The following is a 17,956-nucleotide window of genomic DNA, read 5'->3' on the forward strand; positions in this document are numbered from 1 at the left end:
ACCTCGTTGTGCACACGTCACTGTTTCTCTTATGAGACTGCCTGTCAGCAAGCTCGTCAATCCCCTGCGCGCTACTTGTTGACCCGATGTCTACCTTCTGTGAGCCTGCGGGCATGCCGACCTTCGACCTGTACACCGAGGAACCGGAAGAGCCCGTCCGGCAGGTGCCGGCGAGCGGCGCGGCCCGTTTCAACTGGGAGTACGACGACGGGCGCGAGCGCCTCCTGGCCCTCTACCAGAAGGGCAAGGACAAGCAGTGGGACGGCCGGAAACTGCCTCCTGGCCCTCTACCAGAAGGGCAAGGACAAGCAGTGGGACGGCCGGAAACGCATCGACTGGGAGGTGGAGGTGGATCCGTACGATCCGCTCGGGACCCCCGACGAGGCGATGTCCCTCTACGGGACCAGGCACTGGGCGAAGCTGACGGACAAGGACAAGGGCGACCTGCGCCGGCATTACGCCTCCTGGCAGTTCAGCCAGTTCCTGCACGGCGAGCAGGGCGCGATGATCTGCGCCGCGCGGATCGTGGAGTCGGTCCCCGACCTGGACGCGAAGTTCTACTCCGCGACCCAGACCATGGACGAGGCCCGGCACGCCGAGATCTACGGCCGCTTCCTGCACGAGAAGATCGGGCTGCTGTACCCGATCAACGACAACCTCCAGTCCCTGCTGGACGACACGCTGCGCGACGCGCGCTGGGACATGCCGTACCTGGGCATGCAGGTGCTGATCGAGGGCCTCGCACTGGCCGCCTTCGGCATGATCAGGGACACGACGGACAAGCCGCTGCCGAAGCAGATCCTCGCGTACGTCATGCAGGACGAGGCCCGGCACGTGGCCTTCGGGCGGATGGCCCTGCGCGACTACTACCGGCAGCTCACGGACGCCGAGCTGAGGGAGCGCGAGGAGTTCGTCATCGAGGGCTGCTACCTCATGCGCGACCGGCTGCGGGGCGTGGAGGTCCTGGAGAACTTCGGCATCCCGAAGGCCGAGGCGGAGGAGTGCAGCGAGCAGTCCGAGTTCCTCACCCTGTTCCGCAAGCTCCTCTTCAGCCGCATCGTCCCCTGCGTCAAGGACATCGGCCTGTGGGGCGAACGCCTCCAGCAGGCCTACGTCGACATGGGCGTCCTGGAGATGGGCGACTCCAGCCTGGACCTGCTGATGTCCGAGGACGAGGAGATCGCCGAGCGACTCGACGCCGAGCGCTTCGCGGCGGAGGAGAAGGAGCGGGTGGCGGAGGTGCGGGGGGCGATCGACGCGGGGCGGCGGGCCGTGGAGTGAGCGCCCGTCAGAGTGCGCAGCCCAGTCCCTCCGGCACTTCGCCGAGCAGCGGTGCCGCGCCCTGGGGCGGGAACTGGGTCCGCAGCGTGAAGGCGTACGGGGTCGGGCCGTGGGTGCGGATGTGGAGGAGGCGGGCTTCCGCCTCCGTGGCCGTGGGGCGGTGGCCTGCCGGCACCCACCACAGGGCGACCATGGCCTCCTCGATGCGCTCGAACCTCCCCCACTGCCTTAAGGGCGTGGGGGGACCCCCACGCGACGACGGGCGAGCATCTCCCGGTGCCCGCCCTGGTACATGTACGCCGTCAGCGAGTCGGCGTCGCGCCACACCGACATGTTGAGGATCAGCCAGGAGTCGCCGAAGACGGACACGTCCGTGGCGTTGCCGGTGTCGCCCTGCAGGCGCCAGACGAAACCGTCGGCCGCGTCGGCGTCGGCGTTCACCGGGTCCAGGTTGTCGACGAAGTCCTTCAGCCGCGGGGAGTCCAGCGGTGCCTTGAGACGGGCGATGTTGACCTCGGCGAGTTCGTACGTGGCAGCGGGCTCAGTCATGTACCGAGCGTTAGGTCGGGAGTTTTCGCGGTGGTAGTCCCGTCTCACCAACTGGGCAACCCTCACCGGGACTTGAGCACCGCCTCCATCACCGCCCGCGCGATCGGCGCCGCGTCACCGCCTCCGCTGATGTCCCCGCGCTCCGCCTCCGCGTCCTCCACGACGACCGCGACCGCCACCCGCGCCGCCAGGTCGCGCTCACCCTGCGCCCAGGAGACGAACCAGGCGTACGGCGTCCCGGAGTTGCCGAGGCCGTGCTGGGCGGTGCCGGTCTTGCCGCCGACCTTGGCGCCGCGGATGGCGGCTTTGCGTCCGCCGCCGTTCTCGACCACGTCCCGCATCATCGCCCGCAGCCGGACGGCGGTGGACGGGTACATCGCCTGGCGGATCGCCCGCGAGCCGGCCGTCGCGAGGGTGCTGCCGCCCGGCCGGGTCGTGCGCTCCACCAGGTAGGGGTCCCGCACCTGCCCGCCGTTGGCCACGGCCGCAGCGACCATCGCCATCTGGAGCGGGGTGGCGCGGGTGTTGTACTGGCCGATCGACGACAGCGCCAGCTGTGCCTTGTCCAGGGTGGTGTCGAAGGTGGACCGGGCCACCGGGAAGGGGATTCTCAGCTCCCCGTTGTTGAAGCCGAAGGCGTGGGCCGTGGCCGTCATGCCCGTCACGCCCACCTCCACACCGAGCTTGGCGAACACCGTGTTGCAGGAGAGGGTGAAGGCCTTGCGCACGGAGGCGTCCTTGCAGCCCTTCGACGCGTTGGTCAGGCGCGTCCGCGTCCCGGGCAGCCGGTAGGGGTCGGGGGAGCCGGTCGGCGCCTCCAGGTCCGTGACCACACCGGCGTCCAGCGCGGCGGCCGCGGTGACGACCTTGAAGGTGGAACCCGGCGGATACGTCTGCCGCACCGCCCGGTTGAGCATCGGGCGGTCCTTGTCCGCGTTGAGCCGCGACCAGGCCCGGGCCGCCGCCGAGCCGTTGCCGGACAGCGGCTGCGGGTCGTAGGACGGGGCGGACACCAGGGCCAGGATCCGGCCGGTCGACGGCTCCAGCGCCGCCACCGCGCCCTTGCGGCCCGCGAGCCCCTTGTAGGCGGCCTCCTGAGCGGCCGGGTGGAGTGTCGTGACCACGTCTCCGCCGGCGTTGCGCGCACGCGTGAAGTCGTTCCACAGCGGGAAGGGCGCGAGCATCGGATCCGCCCCGGACAGCACGCCGTCCTCGGTGCCCTCCAGGAGCGTCGTCCCGTACAGCTGGGAGGCGAAGCCGGTGACCGGGGCGTACAACGGGCCGTCGGTGTAGGTCCGTTCGTAGCGCAGGTGCTCGCGGGTGTCCCTGGAGCCGGTGACGGGCCGCCCGCCGACCAGGATGTCCCCGCGGGGCTGCTCGTAGCGGGTGATGTCGGGCCGCCGGTTGGCCGGGTTGCGGTCGTACGACGGCGCCTGGACGACCTGGACGCGGGCGGCGTTCAGCAGCAGGGCCACCAGCAGCAGGGCGCAGAAGTATCCGGCGTGCCGGATGTGCGGGGTCACCGGGCGTCCTGCCCGTCGTAACTCCGCCGGGCCGAGTCGCTCACCCGGGCCAGCAGCGCCACGATCGCCCAGTTGGTGACCACCGAGGAGCCGCCCTGCGCCAGGAACGGCATCGCCATGCCGGTCAGCGGGATCAGGCCGGTCACGCCGCCCGCGATCACGAACACCTGGAGCGCCACCAGCGAGGCGAGGCCGACCGCCAGCAGCCGGCCGAAGGGCTCGCGCTGCGCGAGGCCCGCGCGAAAGCCGCGCTCCACCAGCAGGCCGTAGAGGAGGAAGATCGCGGACAGGCCGGCCAGGCCGAGCTCCTCGCCCGCGGTGGCCAGGATGAAGTCGGACTTCACGGCGAAGCCGATGAGGAACGAGTGGCCGAGTCCGAGGCCCGTGCCGAGCATGCCGCCCTCCGCGAAGGCGAACAGCGACTGGGCGAGCTGGTTCGCGCCCTCGCCCGCCTCGATGGAGGCGAAGGGGTGCAGCCAGGTCTCGATCCTGCTGTGCACGTGCGGCTCAAGGCGGCCCACGGCGACCGCGCCCAGCGCGGCCAGCAGCAGGCCGACCGCGATCCATCCGGTGCGGCCGGTGGCGACGTAGAGGAGGACCACGAACAGGCCGAAGAACAGCAGCGAGGTGCCGAGGTCGCGTTCCAGGATGAGCACGCCCACGCTCACCAGCCAGACGGCGACGATCGGGCCGAGGACGCGGCCGGTGGGGAGCTGGAGCTTCCAGACGCGGCGGCCGGTGTAGGCGAGGGCGTTGCGGTTCGCCGCCAGGTACGCGGCGAAGAACACCGCCAGCAGCACCTTCGCGAACTCGCCCGGCTGGATGGAGAACCCGGCGATGCGGATCCAGATGCGGGCCCCGTTCACCGCCGGGAACAGGATCGGCAGCGTGAGCAGGACCAGGGCCGCGACCACACAGACGTACGTGTAGCGCTGGAGCACCCGGTGGTCGCGCAGCAGCAGGACGACCAGGATGAACAGCGCCACGCCCAGCGTCGACCACACCAGCTGGGCCGGTGCCGCCCGGTCGCCCGGGGTTTCCAGGTCGAGCCGGTAGATCAGCACCAGGCCGAGCCCGTTGAGCAGCACCCCGATCGGGAGGAGCAGGGGGTCGGCGTACGGGGCGCGCAGGCGTACCGCCAGATGGGCCAGCAGCGCCAGTACACCGAGGCCGGCGCCGTAGCCCGCGGCGCCGGGCGGAAGCGCTCCGTGCCGGGCGATGCCCACGGCGCAGTAGCCGTACACCGACAGCAGGACGGCCAGCACGATGAGGGCGAGTTCGATGCCCCGGCGCCGGGGGAGGCGGCGGACGGCGGGCGCGGGCGGGTCCGCCGTCGCCACGGTGATTCCGGCCTTGCTCATGTCCGGAACCTACCCAAACAGTGCGCCTTGTGTACCTTTGGGTGATCGAGTGTCAGCACCAGCGTGGCGCGGGGCCGACGTTGTCGATGTACCGGGCCGCGCCCCAGGCCCAGGTGCCGTCCGTCAGCAGGTACCAGAGCGGATTGCCCTGCACGGTCTCGCCGCCGGTCTTGCAGAAGATCTTGACGATGTCGCCCCGGTGGGCGTATCGGATGATCTGCGAGCCGCGGTTCGGGGCGCTGCGCAGCGCCAGCGTGTTCGCCGTGACGACACCCTCGTAGAGGCCCTGGTCGTGGTGGTTCTGGTGATTGCCGTTGCCGCCCGCCGGGTCCCAGTCGTCGTGCGCGGCGGCGGCGGGCGTGACGGCGGCCGCGGCGGCGAGGAGCCCGGCGGCGGTGGTTATGGAGAGACGGGTGCGCAGGGACATGGGGGATACCTCCATGTGGTGGCGAACGTGCCGAAACTGACTAATCGCCACATTAGGGGCGCCCAGGGGGTGCCGCCCCTCACGCTGGGCCATAGGAGGGCGGGCCCCGGGCTCTCACTCCGCCGCGAGTTTCAGGGTGGCCACCGCCCCGCCCTCCGGCGCGTTCGCGAACTCCAGCCGGGCTCCCAGCACCTCGGCCTGCCCCCGCGCGATGGTCAGCCCCAGCCCGTGCCCCCGCGTACCGCCCTCCGTGCGGAACCGCTGCGGCCCGTGCGCGACCAGGTACTCGGGAAACCCGTCCCCGTGGTCGCGAACGGTCACCACCGGACCGTCCACGGTCAGCACCACGGGCCCCCGCCCGTGCGTGTGCGCGTTCGCCACGAGATTGCCCAGCACCCGCTCCAGCCGCCGCCGGTCCGTCTCCACGGACGCATCCCGTAGGACCCTGACCTCCGTGCCGTTCCCCGCCGCCCGCACCGCTCGCTCGGCCAGCGGCCCCAACCGCTCGGTGTCCAGCTCCAGCCGCTCCCGGCCGGTGTCCAGCCGGGAGATCTCCAGCAGGTCCTCGGTGAGGGTGCGCAGCGCCGCCACCCGGTCGCGGACCAGTTCCGTCGGACGGCCCGGCGGCAGCAGTTCCGCCGCCGCGTGCAGCCCGGTCAGCGGTGTGCGCAGCTCGTGCGCGACATCCGCCGTGAAGCGCTGCTCGGCGAGCAGTTTGCCCTGGAGCGAGGCCGCCATGGAGTCCAGCGCGGCGGCGACCGCGGCCACCTCGTCCTGCGGGCTGGCCATCGCGCGCGGGCCCGTGCGGGGGTCGTTCACGCGCGCGTCCAGGTCGCCCGCGCTGATCCGCCGGGCCACCAGCGCCGTGGTGTGCAGCCGCCGCGTCACCCGCGTCACCGCGAACGCCCCGACCAGCAGCGTCGCCCCGATCGCCAGGCCCGAGGACCACACGATCGCCCGGTCGAGGCCGTCGATCGTGCGGGCCTGCTGCGAGTAGTCGACCGCCACGGCCAGCGCCCGCTCGCCGTCGACGGGGCCCGCCGCCCACATCGTGGGGCGTCCCGCGCGGTCGGCGACCATCGTGCCGCGGTCCCCGGCCACCGCCAGCTCCCGCAGCTCCCCGGGCAGCTCCGGCGGATCCACCCCGGCGCCCCGCCGCAGCGTGTCCCCGGCCTCGTACCGCTCCGTCGCCTGCGCCAGCCGCTGCAACGCCTGGTCGCGGGCCTGCCCCACGGTCTGGTTCGTCACCTGCACATGCACCAGGACGCCGAGCAGGGCCGCCAGCGCGCAGCACATCACCGTGATGAACGCGGCGGCCTTCGCGGCGAGCGTTCCGGTCCACTGGGGGAGTGCGGGTCTCATCCGCCGCTCGCCGAGGGGGAGCCGGACGGGGAGCCTGACGTGGACCCGGACGGGAAGAGGGTGGGGGAGGCCGAAGGGCGCCGGGAGTGCTTGCGCGGGCCGGTGCGCAGCATCTCGTCGTGGGTGAGGAGCATGGCCCGCTGGTCCCGGTCCCAGGTCCACTGCAGCCGGTACTCGTAGCCCGCGACCTCCGACGGCGAGCGGATGACCAGGGAACGCCCGGCCAGCTCGACGCCGCTCAACGCGTCCTCCCACGACATCACCTGCACCAGCCGGTGCTTCTCGACGGTGTAGACGCGGACCGCGGTCATCTTGCCGGGCAGCAGCGGGAAGCCCAGCGTCAGGTCGTCGCGCCCGTCGCCGGTCAGGTCCCGGTAGTACGGCCTGAGCACCGGGCACTTCCCCTGCCCCGGGCCCTTCGCGCAGTCGGCCATCCTGCGCTTGGTGTCGCGGTAGGGCGCCTTGTCGCCGTCGTAGTCGCCGGGGCTCCCGGCGATCTCGGCCCGGACGATCTCGACCGGGTCCACCCGGCGGATGTCGTCGCCGGGGACCTTCACCCCCTTGACCACCTCGGTGTTCACCTCGCCGATCTCGAACGCCGGGCTCGACGCCGGGGTCAGCTCCGGCCAGAGCCGGGCCGGTCCCTCCGCCGTCGGGGTCGACCCCGCGCCCTCCAGCCCGCCGGCGTCCCCGCAGCCCACGGCGGCGGCCAGCAGGAGGGCGACGACGGCGAGGCGACGGGCGGCCTGTCCGGGGCGGCTGAGGGGCACTGCACTCCTGGCGGTTCGTGGGCGATCACACGGCACGGACGCGACCGTCGGCCGCGTACACCTTATTCGTAGGGAAGTCCCATTTGCGCGAGAGGGCGGCCGTATGCGGGCGGTCGTGGGTGCGCGGCCGTAGCTATGCCGCCGTAGGTGTGCGGTCGCAGGTGTGCCGTGCTACTCGGTGAGCTCCTCCAGCAGCCGGGCCGTGGCCAGCCCGGCCCGCAGGTACTCGACGAACAGGTCGTTGTGCAGCGCCCAGGGCGAGCGGCGGGCCCGGATCAGCCGGATCGCCGCGTCGGCGGAGCTGCCCTGGCGCATCAGCGCGTGCGCGACGACGAGACCGGAGCGGTTGTACCCGTGGTAACAGCGGACGAGGACCCTGCGGCCCTCGTCCAGCGCCTCGCACGCGGCCTCGGCCAGCCGGATCACCCCGGCGAGCTGCGTCCCGTCCAGCGGCCCGTCGGGGATGGGCCACACGTGGTGCCGGACACCCGGATCGGGCCCGTGCCCCGGCAGCCGCAGCAACGTCTGCACGAGCTCGAACTCGTCCCGTACGACGGCGAACTCCGGATGGCCCAAGGCCCCCGTGTACTCGTGACCGCCCATCCAGAGCCCGGGGACGACCTCGTTCCACGGACTCTCCGGGGCGGGCACGTCGGGTTTACTGCGGGTACGCAACGGCGCCTCCCCACCATTACCGCCCGAGGGTCCGCGGGCAGGCCCAACTCCTCAAAGGTAACCGGCTTCTTGCCCCCGCAGCACCCCGCCTGTTCCCATGGACTGGGGTGATGGTGCATGAGCGGACTGCGCGTCATACCGACCTGGCGGCACGGCCGGGAGCGGCTGTACGTCTGCCTCCCGGACGGCAGGAACATCGCCTGGTACGACCGTGAGGCGGCCCGGGTGAACCTGCTCGGCGAGGACCGCGAGGACGACGTCCTGCGGGCCCTCGGGCCCTTCATCACCGGCTCCGTGACGGTGGGGCCGCCCCCGGTGCCGACCCCCGCCGAACTGGCCCGCCTCTCCCTCCACCCCGACGACGACCTGGCCCCCAACCGCCCCGGGGAGGCCCTCATCGTCGCCCTCGACCGTGACCCCGGCCCCACCCACCGGCTGCGCCCCGACCCGCGCCGCAGGGCCCTGGCGGCCGAGCAGACGGTCGGCGACGCCCTGGACCGCCTCGACGGCGCGGGCTGGCACGCCCTGCACTCCGTGCCGCTCCCCGGGGGCGACCGCATCCACCACCTGCTGATCGGCCCCGGCGGGCTCTACGCCGTCCACACGCTCCACGCCCGCAAGCAGCGCGTCCGGATCACCGACCCCATGGTCACCCTGGGCCGCCGCGACCCCCACCCACTCCTCCGCCGCCTCCGCGGCGACGCCGACCGCGCCTCCTACGCCCTGACGGCCGAGGTCCGCCCGGTACTCGCCCTGGTGGACCCGGCGGCCCTCTCGATCCCGGCCGCCCCACGGGAGGTCCACGTCCTGACGGCCGAGGAGGTGGAAGGCCTGTCCCGACGGGACGCAGTCCTGAAACCGGCGGACGTGGAGGCCCTGCACGCGATGGCCCGCGACCGGAACACGTGGGCGCGGGTGTGAAGGATGCGAGGGTCGGGCGGGCGGGCGCCCTGACACCGAACGAACGGCGTACACGTTTGCGGGCAGTGCGAGGTCGGGTCGAGCGGCTCGAGCACACGCCGACGGACCGCCCGGGCTGATGCCGCCCGCGCAGAGGGCCGGGCCGGGCGGGGCATGAGGCCCCGGCGGCCCGGCGGCGGCGCGATGGCCCCGGCCGGTCGTGGCGTACCCGGCGTCGCGGTCTGTCGCCCGCCCCGCGACCGCGGCGGCCCGGCCGCGTTCTCGTCGAGGGCCGGAGGGGGCACGTCGTCGTAGCACTGCCCGCCGGGAAGATGCCCGGGCCCGCCGGAAGCCCAGGCCGTCCGGCGGCGGATCGACGGCCCCGGCCGGTCGTGGGCGTACCCGGGGCCGCAATTCCGCCGGCTGTCCGGCTACGGCAGTGTCCCGGCCCCGTTCGTGTCCAGGAGCGGTGCGAGCAGGTCGCCGTAGTCCTGGATCCTCGGGGCGATGTCGACCGCATGGAAGTCCAGCCGGCCAGGCGTACGGCACTCCTCGATCTCCCCCCAGGTCACCGGGGCCGAGACGGTCGGTTCCGGGCGGGCCCGGAGGGTGTAGGGGGCCGCCGTCGTCTTGCGGGCGGCGTTCTGGCTCCAGTCGACGAAGACCTTCCCCGGTCGCAGGCTCCTGGTCATCCGGTGAAGCGCCAGCCGGGGCATGGCCTTCTCGGCCTCGACGGCGAGCGCCTTGGCGTACTCGGACACCCGCTCGGAGGACGCCCCGCGCACGGCGGCGAGCAGATGCAGCCCCTTCGAGCCGGAGGTCTTGGCGTAGGCCTCGATGCCGTCGCGCGCGAGCCGTTCCCGCAGCCACAGCGCGACCTCGCAGCACTGCACGATGCTCGCCGGGGCCCCCGGATCGAGGTCGAACACGATCCGGTCGGCCTCGTCCGGAGTGTCGACGAGCCACTGGTGGGTGTGGAACTCGGTCACGAGGTTCGCCGACCACATCAGGCTCGGCAGATCCTGCACCAGGACCATCCGCGAGGGCCCCTCGACCCGTGGCACCTCGGCGGTGGTGACCCACTCGGGCGTACCCGGCGGCACGTTCTTCGCGAAGAACACCTGCCCGTCCGGACCGTCCGGGTAGCGCAGGAAGGACACCGCCCGGTCCCGCAGATGGGGCAGCAGGACCTCGGCGACGGTGGCGTAGTAGTGCAGCACCTCGCCCTTGGTGAAGCCGGTGGCGGGATACAGCACCTTCTCCAGATTGCTGAGAGCGAGCCGTCGCCCCTCCACCTCTGTGATAGGCGCCATACGATAAGAATCCCACGCAAACCGTGACGAACGCTCCCGAGCGTGACCGGAAGGGTGCTGCACGTGAGATCCATATGGAACGGCGCCATCTCGTTCGGCCTGGTCAGCATTCCGATCAAGCTGGTGAACGCCACCGAGAGCCACTCGATCTCCTTCCGCCAGATCCACACCGAGGACGGCGGCCGCATCCGCTACCGCAAATTCTGCGAACTGGAGGACCGCGAGGTCACCCAGGGGGAGATCGGCAAGGGCTACGAGGACGCGGACGGCACGATCATCCCGATCACCGAGGAGGACCTGTCCAGCCTGCCGCTCCCGACGGCCAAGACGATCGAGATCGTCGCCTTCGTCCCGGCCGACCGGATCGACCCGCTCCAGATGGACGCCGCGTACTACCTCCAGGCCAGTGGCGCCCCGGCCGCGAAGCCGTACACTCTGCTGCGCGAGGCACTGAAGCGCAGCAACAAGGTGGCGATCGCGAAGTTCGCCCTGCGGGGACGGGAACGCCTGGGCATGCTCAGGGTCGTCGGCGAGGCCATCGCCATGCACGGCCTGCTGTGGCCGGACGAGGTCCGTGCCCCCGAGGGTCTGGCCCCCGACACCGACGTCACCGTCCGTGACCAGGAACTGGACCTGGCCGACGCCCTGATGGACACCCTGGGCGAGGTCGACCTGGAGGACCTGCACGACGAGTACCGCGAGGCCGTGGAGGAGGTCATCGCCGCGAAGGCCGCCGGCGAGGCCCCGCCCCAGGCCCCGGAACCCGCCACGGGCGGCAAGGTGCTGGACCTGATGGCGGCCCTGGAGAGCAGCGTCCGCGCGGCCCGCGAGTCCCGGGGCGAGGACGCCGGGCACGCCGAGGTGAAGTCGCTCCCGCAGCGCGAGACGGCCCGCGCGGCCCCCAAGCAGACCGGCGGCAAGAAGTCGACGTCCACCGCGAAGAAGACGGCGGCCAAGAAGACCACGGCGGCGAAGAAGTCGACGGCCAAGTCGGGCCAGGGGTCGGCCAAGAAGACGGCGTCGAAGAGCACCGCGAAGAAGACGACCGCGAAGAAGTCGTCGTCCCGCAAGCGCTCGGCCTGACCCGCTTCAGCCGCAGGCCCTGGCATGCCACGGCCTGCGGCGCGCCACGAACCGGGTCCTCGATCGCTCTCGCGCCTGCGGCGACCGCTGGGGACCGCCGTGCCGATCCTGACCACACCGCACGGCGGCCACGGCGAGCACGCCCGCGTGCCGTGCGGTCCCGGGGCGGTCCCGAGGTGGTCGTCCCGGAGGTCTGCCGCTGCGGGTCCTCAGGTCAGGCCACCCGCCTCTCCTCCGGCCCGGATTCCTCTTCCTCCTCGTCCGGCAGGTGGACGTCGTCGACGGAGATGTTGACCTCCACGACCTCCAGGCCGGTCATCCGCTCCACCGCGTTGATGACGTTGGTCCGGATGTCCGCCGCGGTGTCGGCGATGGCGGCGCCGTACTCGACGACCACATCGAGATCAACGGCGGCCTGGCGCTCGCCGACCTCGACCTTCACCCCCTGGGTGACCCCGCTGCCCCCGCCCGGCACCCGCTGACGCACGGCCCCGAAGGCCCTGGTCACTCCTCCGCCGAGGTTGTACACCTCGGGAATCTCCCGGGCCGCCATGCCCGCGATCTTCGCGACGACCGTGTCCGCGATGGCGGTGCTGCCGCGGGTGCCGGGAGCACCCCTGCCGCCCTGCGATGTCGCCCCGTCCTGCCTGCCCGCTGTGTTCGTGCGCTGAGTGGTCTCCGTCATGACCGTCACCTCGATGATCGGTGAGGGGGTGAGCAGCGTCGTTCCCCTCCACGGTAGAACAACGGTGCGTATGGGGCGAAAGTGGCGATTCACCCCAAGCGCGCTTCACCCTTCCCGGGTGAGGCCCTCCCCGTCTTGCCGTGGGCACGCTGAGAACGGCACGCGACATCGGCCGGGGCCGCCCCGCGCCGACCGCGCCCGGATGGAGGACAGACATGAGCGCGCAGTACCTCGCCTACGACTTTCCGCTGTTGAGCGCTTTCTGGACCGTGCTCTGGATCTTTCTGTGGATCATGTGGTTCGTCCTGCTCTTCCGGATCGTCGTCGACATCTTCCGCGACGACTCCCTGAGCGGCTGGGCCAAGGCCGGCTGGCTGGTGTTCGTCTGCGTCCTGCCGTTCCTCGGCGTGTTCATCTACGTGATCGCCCGCGGCAAGAACATGGGCAGCCGCGAAGTGGCGCAGGCGCGCGCCCAGCAGGAGGCGTTCGACAGCTATATCCGGGACACCGCGAAGGGCGGCGACAGGCGGTCCGGCAGCGTCGACGACCTCGCCAGGCTGTCCGAGATCCGCGCCCGTGGCGACATCACGGACGAGGAGTTCCGCAGGGCGAAGGAACTGGTCCTGGCCGGCGGTCACCCCTCACCGGACGACCTGGGAACCAGGCGACCGGCATGACCACCACGCACCCGGGAGGCGCCCGTACGTCCATGCGGGAATGGGCCACCGGCGTGACCGTCTTCGCGGCCATCATGCTCATGATCGGCGGCATTCTCGACATCATGCGCGGCATCGCGGAGATCGCCGACGACGGCATCTTCGTCTCGACGCGGAACTACGTCTTCGCGTTCGACCTCACCGCCTGGGGCTGGATCCACCTCGTCCTGGGCGTGCTCGCCGTCGTCGTCAGCTTCGGGCTGTTCATGGCGTCGACATGGGCCCGCGTCGTCGGCGTGGGCATCGCCGGCCTCGTCATCATCGCCAACTTCCTCTCCCTGCCGTACTACCCGGTCTGGTCGGTCGTGATGATCACCATCTCCGGGTTCATCATCTGGGCCCTGTGCGTGATGAGAAAGGACGACGCCTTCGTCCCGTTCGAGAGTCCGCGGGACAGGTGACAAGGCGGCCGGGGCGCGGGCGTGCCATCGGGCGTGCTCACGTGCCGGCGGTCGTCGCGCGCGGGTGAGCCGAGGCTGGGATGCTGACAGGGAGAGTCCTGCCCGTAGCCTGGACGGACAGAGGTCGTGAGCATCGTGGCCGTGACCGAAGATCGTGATCAGGACCCGCGCCCGCCGGGAGTGGTCGATCCCTCCGGTGCCCCGCTTCTGAGAGCCCGTTTCGCACTGCCCACCCGTCCCGCCACGTTCCTGCGTCGCGAGCGGCTGGTCAAGCACCTCGACCGAGCGTTGCTGACGAGCCTGACGATGGTCAACGGCTCGTCGGGCGCGGGCAAGACCCTCCTGGTCGCCGACTGGGCCACGGACCTGGAGACCCCGGTCGCCTGGCTCGCCGTCGACGCGGACGACTGGGCTCCCGGGCTCTTCTGGGCCCATGCGCTCCAGGCGCTGCGCGTAGCCGGCGTACCGGTGCCGGAGGAGGTCGGCTCTCCGGCGAAGGCGAGCCACGTGGACCGCGGGATGCTGGCCCGCGTGGCCGCCGAGCTCGACGGCCGCGACCGCCCCGTGGTCCTCGTACTCGACGACTACGACCGCGTGACCGACCCCGAGATCGCCGGGCAACTGCACTTCGTCCTGCACCACGCGGGACAAGGACTGCGCCTGGTGCTCATCACCCGCACCGATCCCCTGCTGCCGATGCACCGGTACCGGGCCTCGGGCGAGATGACGGAGATCCGCGACGCGGAGCTCTCCTTCACGCGGGAGGAGGCCGCCCAACTCCTGGCACTCCACGGTCTGCGTCTGCCCGCGGGCGCCGTGCGCGCCCTGGTCGCGCGCACCCAGGGGTGGGCCGCGGGCCTGAGACTGTGTGCCCTGGCGGCCCGGCAGAGCGCGGATCCCGAGACGTACGTCAAGCAGTTCGAAGCCAGCCGCAGTGCCGTGGCCGACTTCCTGCTGGCCGAGGTGCTCGACCTGCAGACGCCCGACACCCAGGACCTGCTGCTGCGCATCAGTGTCCTGGAGCGGTTCTGCCCCGATCTGGTCAACGCCCTGACGCTGCGGACCGATGCCGAACCTGTCCTGGCCGCGTTGCACCGTGAGAACGCCTTCGTCCAGTATCTCGGCCGCTCGTGGTACCGGCTGCATCCCCTGTTCGCGGAGATCCTCCGCGCCCATCTGCGCGAGCGTGCCCCCGGGCTGGAGCCCGAACTGCACCGCCGGGCCGCGCTGTGGCTGAGGCGTTCCGGAGCCCTGCCCGAGGCGCTCGCCCAGGGGGCCGCCGCGGACGACTGGGAGTTCACCGCCGGCGCGGTCGTCGACGACCTGGCGATCGGCCAGCTGTTCACCGGCCTGCGCAGCGAGGACCTGTGCAGCCTGTTCGCGCGGATGAGCCCCGAGACCACGGGACCGGCCGCCGACCTCGTCCGCGCGGCTCGCGAGCTGGCTCACCACGACCTCGAACACGGCCTGCACCACTTGCACCATGCCGAGGAGATCCTTGCCGGAAGCGGGCCCGACCCGGCCGCCGCCCGGCTCAGCTGCGCCCTGCTCGAGGCTCTGGCGGCACGGCTGACGGGTTCTCCGGGCCGGGCGGAGAAGGCCGCCGAGACGGCACAGTCCCTCCGGCAGGAGGTGCCGGCCCACCTCCTGGACGAGCATCCCGAGCTCACCGGCCTCCTGCTCACCCACCTCGGCTGCGCCCGTCTGTGGGCCGGCCGTTTCGAGGACGCACGCGTGGTCCTCTCGACGGTCGCCGGGCACCGCGGCGGAGCCCCGATGGCGCTGCCCCGCCTGGAGTGCCTCGGCCACCTGGCGCTGATCGACTACTTGCAGGGCTGGCCGGGCCGGGCGGAGCACAGGGTCCGGGAGGCGGCGAGCGAGGCGGAACGGTACGGCCTGCCCCGGCGGTCGGGCTCCGGCATCGGCCGGCTCGTCCTGGCCGCCGTGCTGGTCGAACGCGACGAACTCCGCGAGGCGCGGGCCCTGCTGGAGGACGTGACCGCCTCTCCCGCCGTCCTCGAAGACCCGGTGATGCAGGCAAGCAGGGCCCTCGCCGAAGGACGCCTGCAACTGGCCAGGGGAGACACCCGAGGCGCGCTGGAGACAGCGAACTCCTCCGTCCCCGCGGCCGTGACCTCACCCTGGGCGGAGGACCACGCCGCGCTGGTCGCCTCCGCCGCCCACCTGACCCAGGGCCGCCCGGAGACGGCCGAGAGGGTCCTGGAACACGCGGCACACCACCGGCCGGCCTGCGCGGTCCAGGCGGCACGGGCGCGACTGGCGGCAGGGCACCGCGACGAGGCGCTGGACATGCTCGACAGCCTGCCGGGCGATGACCGGACCGGCCCGGCGGTGACCGTCCGGGCCACCCTGGTCCGAGCCGAGGCCGCCCACCGGGCAGGGGACCGCGAGACCGCCCGCCGTCTCGTCGCCGAGGCGCTCCTGGACGCCCGGCGCGACCGGTTGCGCCGGCCGTTCCTGGAGACCGGCCCCTGGATCCGCCCTCTGATCGGCACGGACCCGCTGCGCGCCCTGGCCGGGGGCCGGCTCGCGGACAGCCCCGTTCCCCGGGCGCCCACGGCGACCAGGGAACCGGCGCTCGTCGTCGAGGAACTGAGCGCACGCGAGTGCGACGTCCTGCGGCGACTGGGCGAGATGATGTCCACGGAGGAGATCGCCGCCGACCTCTACGTGTCCGTGAACACCGTGAAAACCCACCTCAAGAGCATCTACCGCAAGCTCGCGGTGAACCGGCGCAACGACGCCGTGCGCCGCGCACGGGAACTGCGGCTGCTGTGAACCCCTTCCACGCGAGACCACGGGGCTGGGCGACGGACGCGGCGAGAGGACCGGCCGACGCCCTCGCCCCGACCGCGGCGATCACCTCCGGCGAGCAACTCGGCGACTTCCCACAGGCATTCACCCACCTCGCACCCATCCCGGCCGCTCTCTCCCCCGACGAGCAACTCGACAACGCCGGGCAGTGAGGGGTCATGGGCCGACGGGAGGAAGCCGCGACGCACCGGACCGACCGGGACACGGTCCGGGCACGCAGGGCCGAACGCCGGGCCCACATGGACTACACCGGCGGCGTCTACGGCTCGATGCTCGCCGCATCGGTGATCATCGGCGCCGGTGATCTGGGCTCGTTCCCCCGCGCGGAGCTGGTGCTGCTGCTGTTGCTGACGGGCGTCGTGTTCTGGATCGCGCATGTGCACGCCCAGTTGTTCGGCGCGCGCATGGCACAGCGGACCCTGGACCGCGGCACCGTACTGCACGTGTGCCGGGACGAGTGGCCGATCGTCAAGGCCGCCGTCCCGCCGGCCGCAGCCGTCGCCGTCAGTCCGCTGCTGGGGCTCGACGTGGAGGGGTCCCTCTGGCTCGCCCTGTCCGTCGCCGTGGCCGGGCAGGTGGGATGGTCGGTGGCCGCCGCACAGCGCGCCGGCGCCTCCCGGCGCCTGATGGCCGCCTCCGCGTCGGTCAACCTGCTCCTCGGTCTGCTGATCGTCCTGTTCAAGATCGTCTTGACCCACTGACGCGGGCCGTCCGTGCCGCGGTGCGGCGTATCACCTGTACGGGGTGAGGGCGGGCGGTGCCCGGCGGCGGAGGATCGCAGGGAAGGCGCCGTGCGCCTGCCCCAGGCAGCCGGGGGAGAGCAGCTCATGCACTACGAGATCCGCGTCGACGGACACATGTCGGAGACGATGTCCAAGGCATTCCCGGAGCTGGACCACGTGATGATGTCCGGTCAGACCGTCCTGTTCGGGCCGGTCGTCGACGAGGCACACCTCTACGGGCTGCTGGCCCGCTGCCAGGCGCTCGGGCTGCGGGTCGTGGAGATGCGTCAGGTGCCGGAGTGACTCGTCCGGCGGGAGACGGGCGCCGGCGAACCGCGACGACCGGTCCCGTGACACCGGGCCGACCGGTTGCGTGAGCCATGGCCAGGAAGCCCGTCCCCGCTCAGCGCTCCCGCCGGGCGAGGGCGGCGAGGCTCGCGGCGAGTCTGCGCTCGGGGCCGGCGGCCCGGCTGCTGCACCGGTTGTGGGCGGTCAACATCGTCGAAAGCGCCGTGCGGCTGGCCGCCCAGGCCTTCCTCACCGCGCTCCCGCTGCTGATGACGGTGGCGGCGTTCGCGTCGAGCGGAGTACAGGACCTGCTCGCCGACTCCCTCGGCGCGGTTCTCGGGATCCGCGGCGACACGCTGGAGGAAGTACGCCGGTCCTTCGCCGCCACCGGACCGACACGGGAAGCCGTCGGTGCCGTGGGCGTGATCGTCACACTCGTCTCGGCCACGGCCTTCAGCCGGGCGCTGCAGGCGGTCTGCGAGCGGTGCTGGCACCTGCCCCGCGCCCCGCTGGGGGCGGCGGTCTGGCGCTGGCTGCTCTGGCTGCTCGTCTGGCTGGCCGTCCTGCTCGTCCAGGCACCGCTGCGCAAGGGCTTCGGCCTCGGCCCCGTGACCGGGATCGTGCTGTCCTTGCTGTCGGCGACGCTGCTGTGGTGGTGGTCCCAGCACCTGCTCCTGGGCGGCAGGGTCGGCTGGCGCAGTCTGCTGCCGGGGGCGGTGCTGGCCGGAGCGGGCACGGTCGTCCTGAGCTGGGCCGCCCGCCTGCTCACGCCCAGGTCACGCAGCGCAGCCTGGAGGAGTTCGGGCCCCTCGGCCCCGTCTTCACCTTCCTGTCCTGGCTGATCGCCGTCTTCCTGGTGGCCGTCTCGGGCCTCGCGCTCGGCGAGGTGGTCGCGTCCTCCACCTGGTACCGGACGGCTGTAGCCGGCCGCCACCGCGCGCACGCGGACCCGTGACGGTCATACGGACGCCCGCCTCACCCGCCTCGGGTGAGGCAGCCGGGGCGGTGCCGTGGGCACGCTGAGAACGCATGCGGTCTGCGCTGTCCGTCTGCGCCCTGCCCTTC

Annotated in this window: 17 protein-coding genes and 2 pseudogenes; 10 read left to right on the top strand and 9 right to left on the bottom strand. The window is 72.2% G+C overall.

Translation table 11 applies throughout. From position 1 onward, the window contains the following. The first annotated feature begins 113 nt into the window (after positions 1-113). Positions 114-1,281: pseudogene (locus G3I77_RS17410) on the top strand (ferritin-like domain-containing protein). A 7-nt stretch (positions 1,282-1,288) separates the two neighbouring features. Here G3I77_RS17410 and G3I77_RS17415 read toward each other — a convergent pair. The 7 genes and pseudogenes from G3I77_RS17415 to G3I77_RS17445 all read right to left on the bottom strand — a co-directional run bounded on the left by G3I77_RS17415 (position 1,289) and on the right by G3I77_RS17445 (position 7,948). Then, positions 1,289-1,830: pseudogene (locus G3I77_RS17415) on the bottom strand (DUF3291 domain-containing protein). Between the two features lie 62 nt (positions 1,831-1,892). Beyond that, complete coding sequence (locus G3I77_RS17420; protein WP_248504763.1) at positions 1,893-3,353, bottom strand: penicillin-binding transpeptidase domain-containing protein; 1,461 nt, start codon at positions 3,351-3,353, stop codon at positions 1,893-1,895. Then, the gene (locus tag G3I77_RS17425; RefSeq protein WP_248504765.1) at positions 3,350-4,714 is read right to left on the bottom strand and encodes an FtsW/RodA/SpoVE family cell cycle protein; all 1,365 of its coding nucleotides are present in this window, start codon (positions 4,712-4,714) and stop codon (positions 3,350-3,352) included. The genes G3I77_RS17420 and G3I77_RS17425 overlap by 4 nt, the downstream gene beginning before the upstream one ends. Before the next feature lie 52 nt (positions 4,715-4,766). Continuing rightward, positions 4,767-5,141 (bottom strand): SH3 domain-containing protein, encoded by a 375-nt coding sequence (locus tag G3I77_RS17430; protein ID WP_248504768.1) that lies wholly within the window; start codon positions 5,139-5,141, stop codon positions 4,767-4,769. Between the two features lie 114 nt (positions 5,142-5,255). Continuing rightward, complete coding sequence (locus G3I77_RS17435) at positions 5,256-6,503, bottom strand: ATP-binding protein (RefSeq protein ID WP_248504770.1); 1,248 nt, start codon at positions 6,501-6,503, stop codon at positions 5,256-5,258. Beyond that, a complete protein-coding gene (locus tag G3I77_RS17440; RefSeq protein ID WP_248504772.1) occupies positions 6,500-7,273 on the bottom strand; it encodes a hypothetical protein in 774 nt (257 codons plus the stop codon). The genes G3I77_RS17435 and G3I77_RS17440 overlap by 4 nt, the downstream gene beginning before the upstream one ends. Before the next feature lie 171 nt (positions 7,274-7,444). Beyond that, positions 7,445-7,948 (bottom strand): dual specificity protein phosphatase family protein, encoded by a 504-nt coding sequence (locus G3I77_RS17445; protein ID WP_248504774.1) that lies wholly within the window; start codon positions 7,946-7,948, stop codon positions 7,445-7,447. Between the two features lie 117 nt (positions 7,949-8,065). Here G3I77_RS17445 and G3I77_RS17450 point away from each other — a divergent pair, with 117 nt between their 5' ends. Continuing rightward, the gene (locus G3I77_RS17450) at positions 8,066-8,869 is read left to right on the top strand and encodes a nuclease-related domain-containing protein (RefSeq protein WP_248504776.1); all 804 of its coding nucleotides are present in this window, start codon (positions 8,066-8,068) and stop codon (positions 8,867-8,869) included. Between the two features lie 410 nt (positions 8,870-9,279). Here the strand turns inward: G3I77_RS17450 and ligD are convergent, their stop codons facing one another. Continuing rightward, the gene (gene ligD, locus G3I77_RS17455; RefSeq protein WP_248504779.1) at positions 9,280-10,161 is read right to left on the bottom strand and encodes a non-homologous end-joining DNA ligase; all 882 of its coding nucleotides are present in this window, start codon (positions 10,159-10,161) and stop codon (positions 9,280-9,282) included. Positions 10,162-10,215: 54 nt separating this feature from the next. Here ligD and G3I77_RS17460 point away from each other — a divergent pair, with 54 nt between their 5' ends. Continuing rightward, positions 10,216-11,244, top strand: a complete 1,029-nt coding sequence (locus G3I77_RS17460; RefSeq protein ID WP_248504969.1) for a Ku protein — start codon at positions 10,216-10,218, stop codon at positions 11,242-11,244. A 214-nt stretch (positions 11,245-11,458) separates the two neighbouring features. Here G3I77_RS17460 and G3I77_RS17465 read toward each other — a convergent pair whose 3' ends face one another. Further along, complete coding sequence (locus tag G3I77_RS17465; RefSeq protein WP_248504781.1) at positions 11,459-11,929, bottom strand: Asp23/Gls24 family envelope stress response protein; 471 nt, start codon at positions 11,927-11,929, stop codon at positions 11,459-11,461. A gap of 215 nt (positions 11,930-12,144) precedes the next feature. Here G3I77_RS17465 and G3I77_RS17470 point away from each other — a divergent pair, with 215 nt between their 5' ends. From G3I77_RS17470 to G3I77_RS17500, 7 genes are all read left to right on the top strand, one after another. Continuing rightward, positions 12,145-12,606: an SHOCT domain-containing protein gene (locus G3I77_RS17470; protein ID WP_248504782.1), complete on the top strand. Its 462-nt coding sequence runs from the start codon at positions 12,145-12,147 to the stop codon at positions 12,604-12,606. Then, complete coding sequence (locus G3I77_RS17475) at positions 12,603-13,046, top strand: hypothetical protein (RefSeq protein WP_248504784.1); 444 nt, start codon at positions 12,603-12,605, stop codon at positions 13,044-13,046. Before G3I77_RS17470 ends, G3I77_RS17475 begins: the two co-directional genes overlap by 4 nt. A 135-nt stretch (positions 13,047-13,181) precedes the next feature. Then, positions 13,182-15,845, top strand: a complete 2,664-nt coding sequence (locus tag G3I77_RS17480; RefSeq protein WP_248504971.1) for a LuxR C-terminal-related transcriptional regulator — start codon at positions 13,182-13,184, stop codon at positions 15,843-15,845. Further along, complete coding sequence (locus tag G3I77_RS17485; protein WP_248504786.1) at positions 15,842-16,033, top strand: hypothetical protein; 192 nt, start codon at positions 15,842-15,844, stop codon at positions 16,031-16,033. Before G3I77_RS17480 ends, G3I77_RS17485 begins: the two co-directional genes overlap by 4 nt. 6 nt (positions 16,034-16,039) lie before the next feature. Continuing rightward, positions 16,040-16,582 carry a hypothetical protein gene (locus G3I77_RS17490; RefSeq protein ID WP_374385483.1) on the top strand — a complete coding sequence of 181 codons (543 nt, stop codon included), beginning with the start codon at positions 16,040-16,042 and terminating at the stop codon, positions 16,580-16,582. Positions 16,583-16,708: 126 nt separating this feature from the next. After that, positions 16,709-16,906, top strand: a complete 198-nt coding sequence (locus G3I77_RS17495; RefSeq protein WP_248504975.1) for a hypothetical protein — start codon at positions 16,709-16,711, stop codon at positions 16,904-16,906. A gap of 77 nt (positions 16,907-16,983) precedes the next feature. Further along, entirely contained in the window at positions 16,984-17,733 is a 750-nt protein-coding gene (locus G3I77_RS17500; protein ID WP_248504788.1) for a ribonuclease BN, read from the top strand. Positions 17,734-17,956: the final 223 nt, after the last annotated feature.

The sequence above is a fragment of the Streptomyces sp. D2-8 genome, from assembly GCF_023184515.1.
GTDB lineage: Bacteria > Actinomycetota > Actinomycetes > Streptomycetales > Streptomycetaceae > Streptomyces.

What these genes read in the sequence shown, in the direction of transcription:
- G3I77_RS17425 (WP_248504765.1), bottom strand. Translation starts at nt 4,714, where the DNA reads ATGAGCAAGGCCGGAATCACCGTGGCGACGGCGGACCCGCCCGCGCCC.
- G3I77_RS17430 (WP_248504768.1), bottom strand. Translation starts at nt 5,141, where the DNA reads ATGTCCCTGCGCACCCGTCTCTCCATAACCACCGCCGCCGGGCTCCTC.
- G3I77_RS17435 (WP_248504770.1), bottom strand. Translation starts at nt 6,503, where the DNA reads ATGAGACCCGCACTCCCCCAGTGGACCGGAACGCTCGCCGCGAAGGCC.
- G3I77_RS17450 (WP_248504776.1), top strand. Translation starts at nt 8,066, where the DNA reads ATGAGCGGACTGCGCGTCATACCGACCTGGCGGCACGGCCGGGAGCGG.
- ligD (WP_248504779.1), bottom strand. Translation starts at nt 10,161, where the DNA reads ATGGCGCCTATCACAGAGGTGGAGGGGCGACGGCTCGCTCTCAGCAAT.
- G3I77_RS17465 (WP_248504781.1), bottom strand. Translation starts at nt 11,929, where the DNA reads ATGACGGAGACCACTCAGCGCACGAACACAGCGGGCAGGCAGGACGGG.
- G3I77_RS17470 (WP_248504782.1), top strand. Translation starts at nt 12,145, where the DNA reads ATGAGCGCGCAGTACCTCGCCTACGACTTTCCGCTGTTGAGCGCTTTC.
- G3I77_RS17475 (WP_248504784.1), top strand. Translation starts at nt 12,603, where the DNA reads ATGACCACCACGCACCCGGGAGGCGCCCGTACGTCCATGCGGGAATGG.
- G3I77_RS17490 (WP_374385483.1), top strand. Translation starts at nt 16,040, where the DNA reads ATGGGCCGACGGGAGGAAGCCGCGACGCACCGGACCGACCGGGACACG.
- G3I77_RS17495 (WP_248504975.1), top strand. Translation starts at nt 16,709, where the DNA reads ATGCACTACGAGATCCGCGTCGACGGACACATGTCGGAGACGATGTCC.
- G3I77_RS17500 (WP_248504788.1), top strand. Translation starts at nt 16,984, where the DNA reads ATGGCCAGGAAGCCCGTCCCCGCTCAGCGCTCCCGCCGGGCGAGGGCG.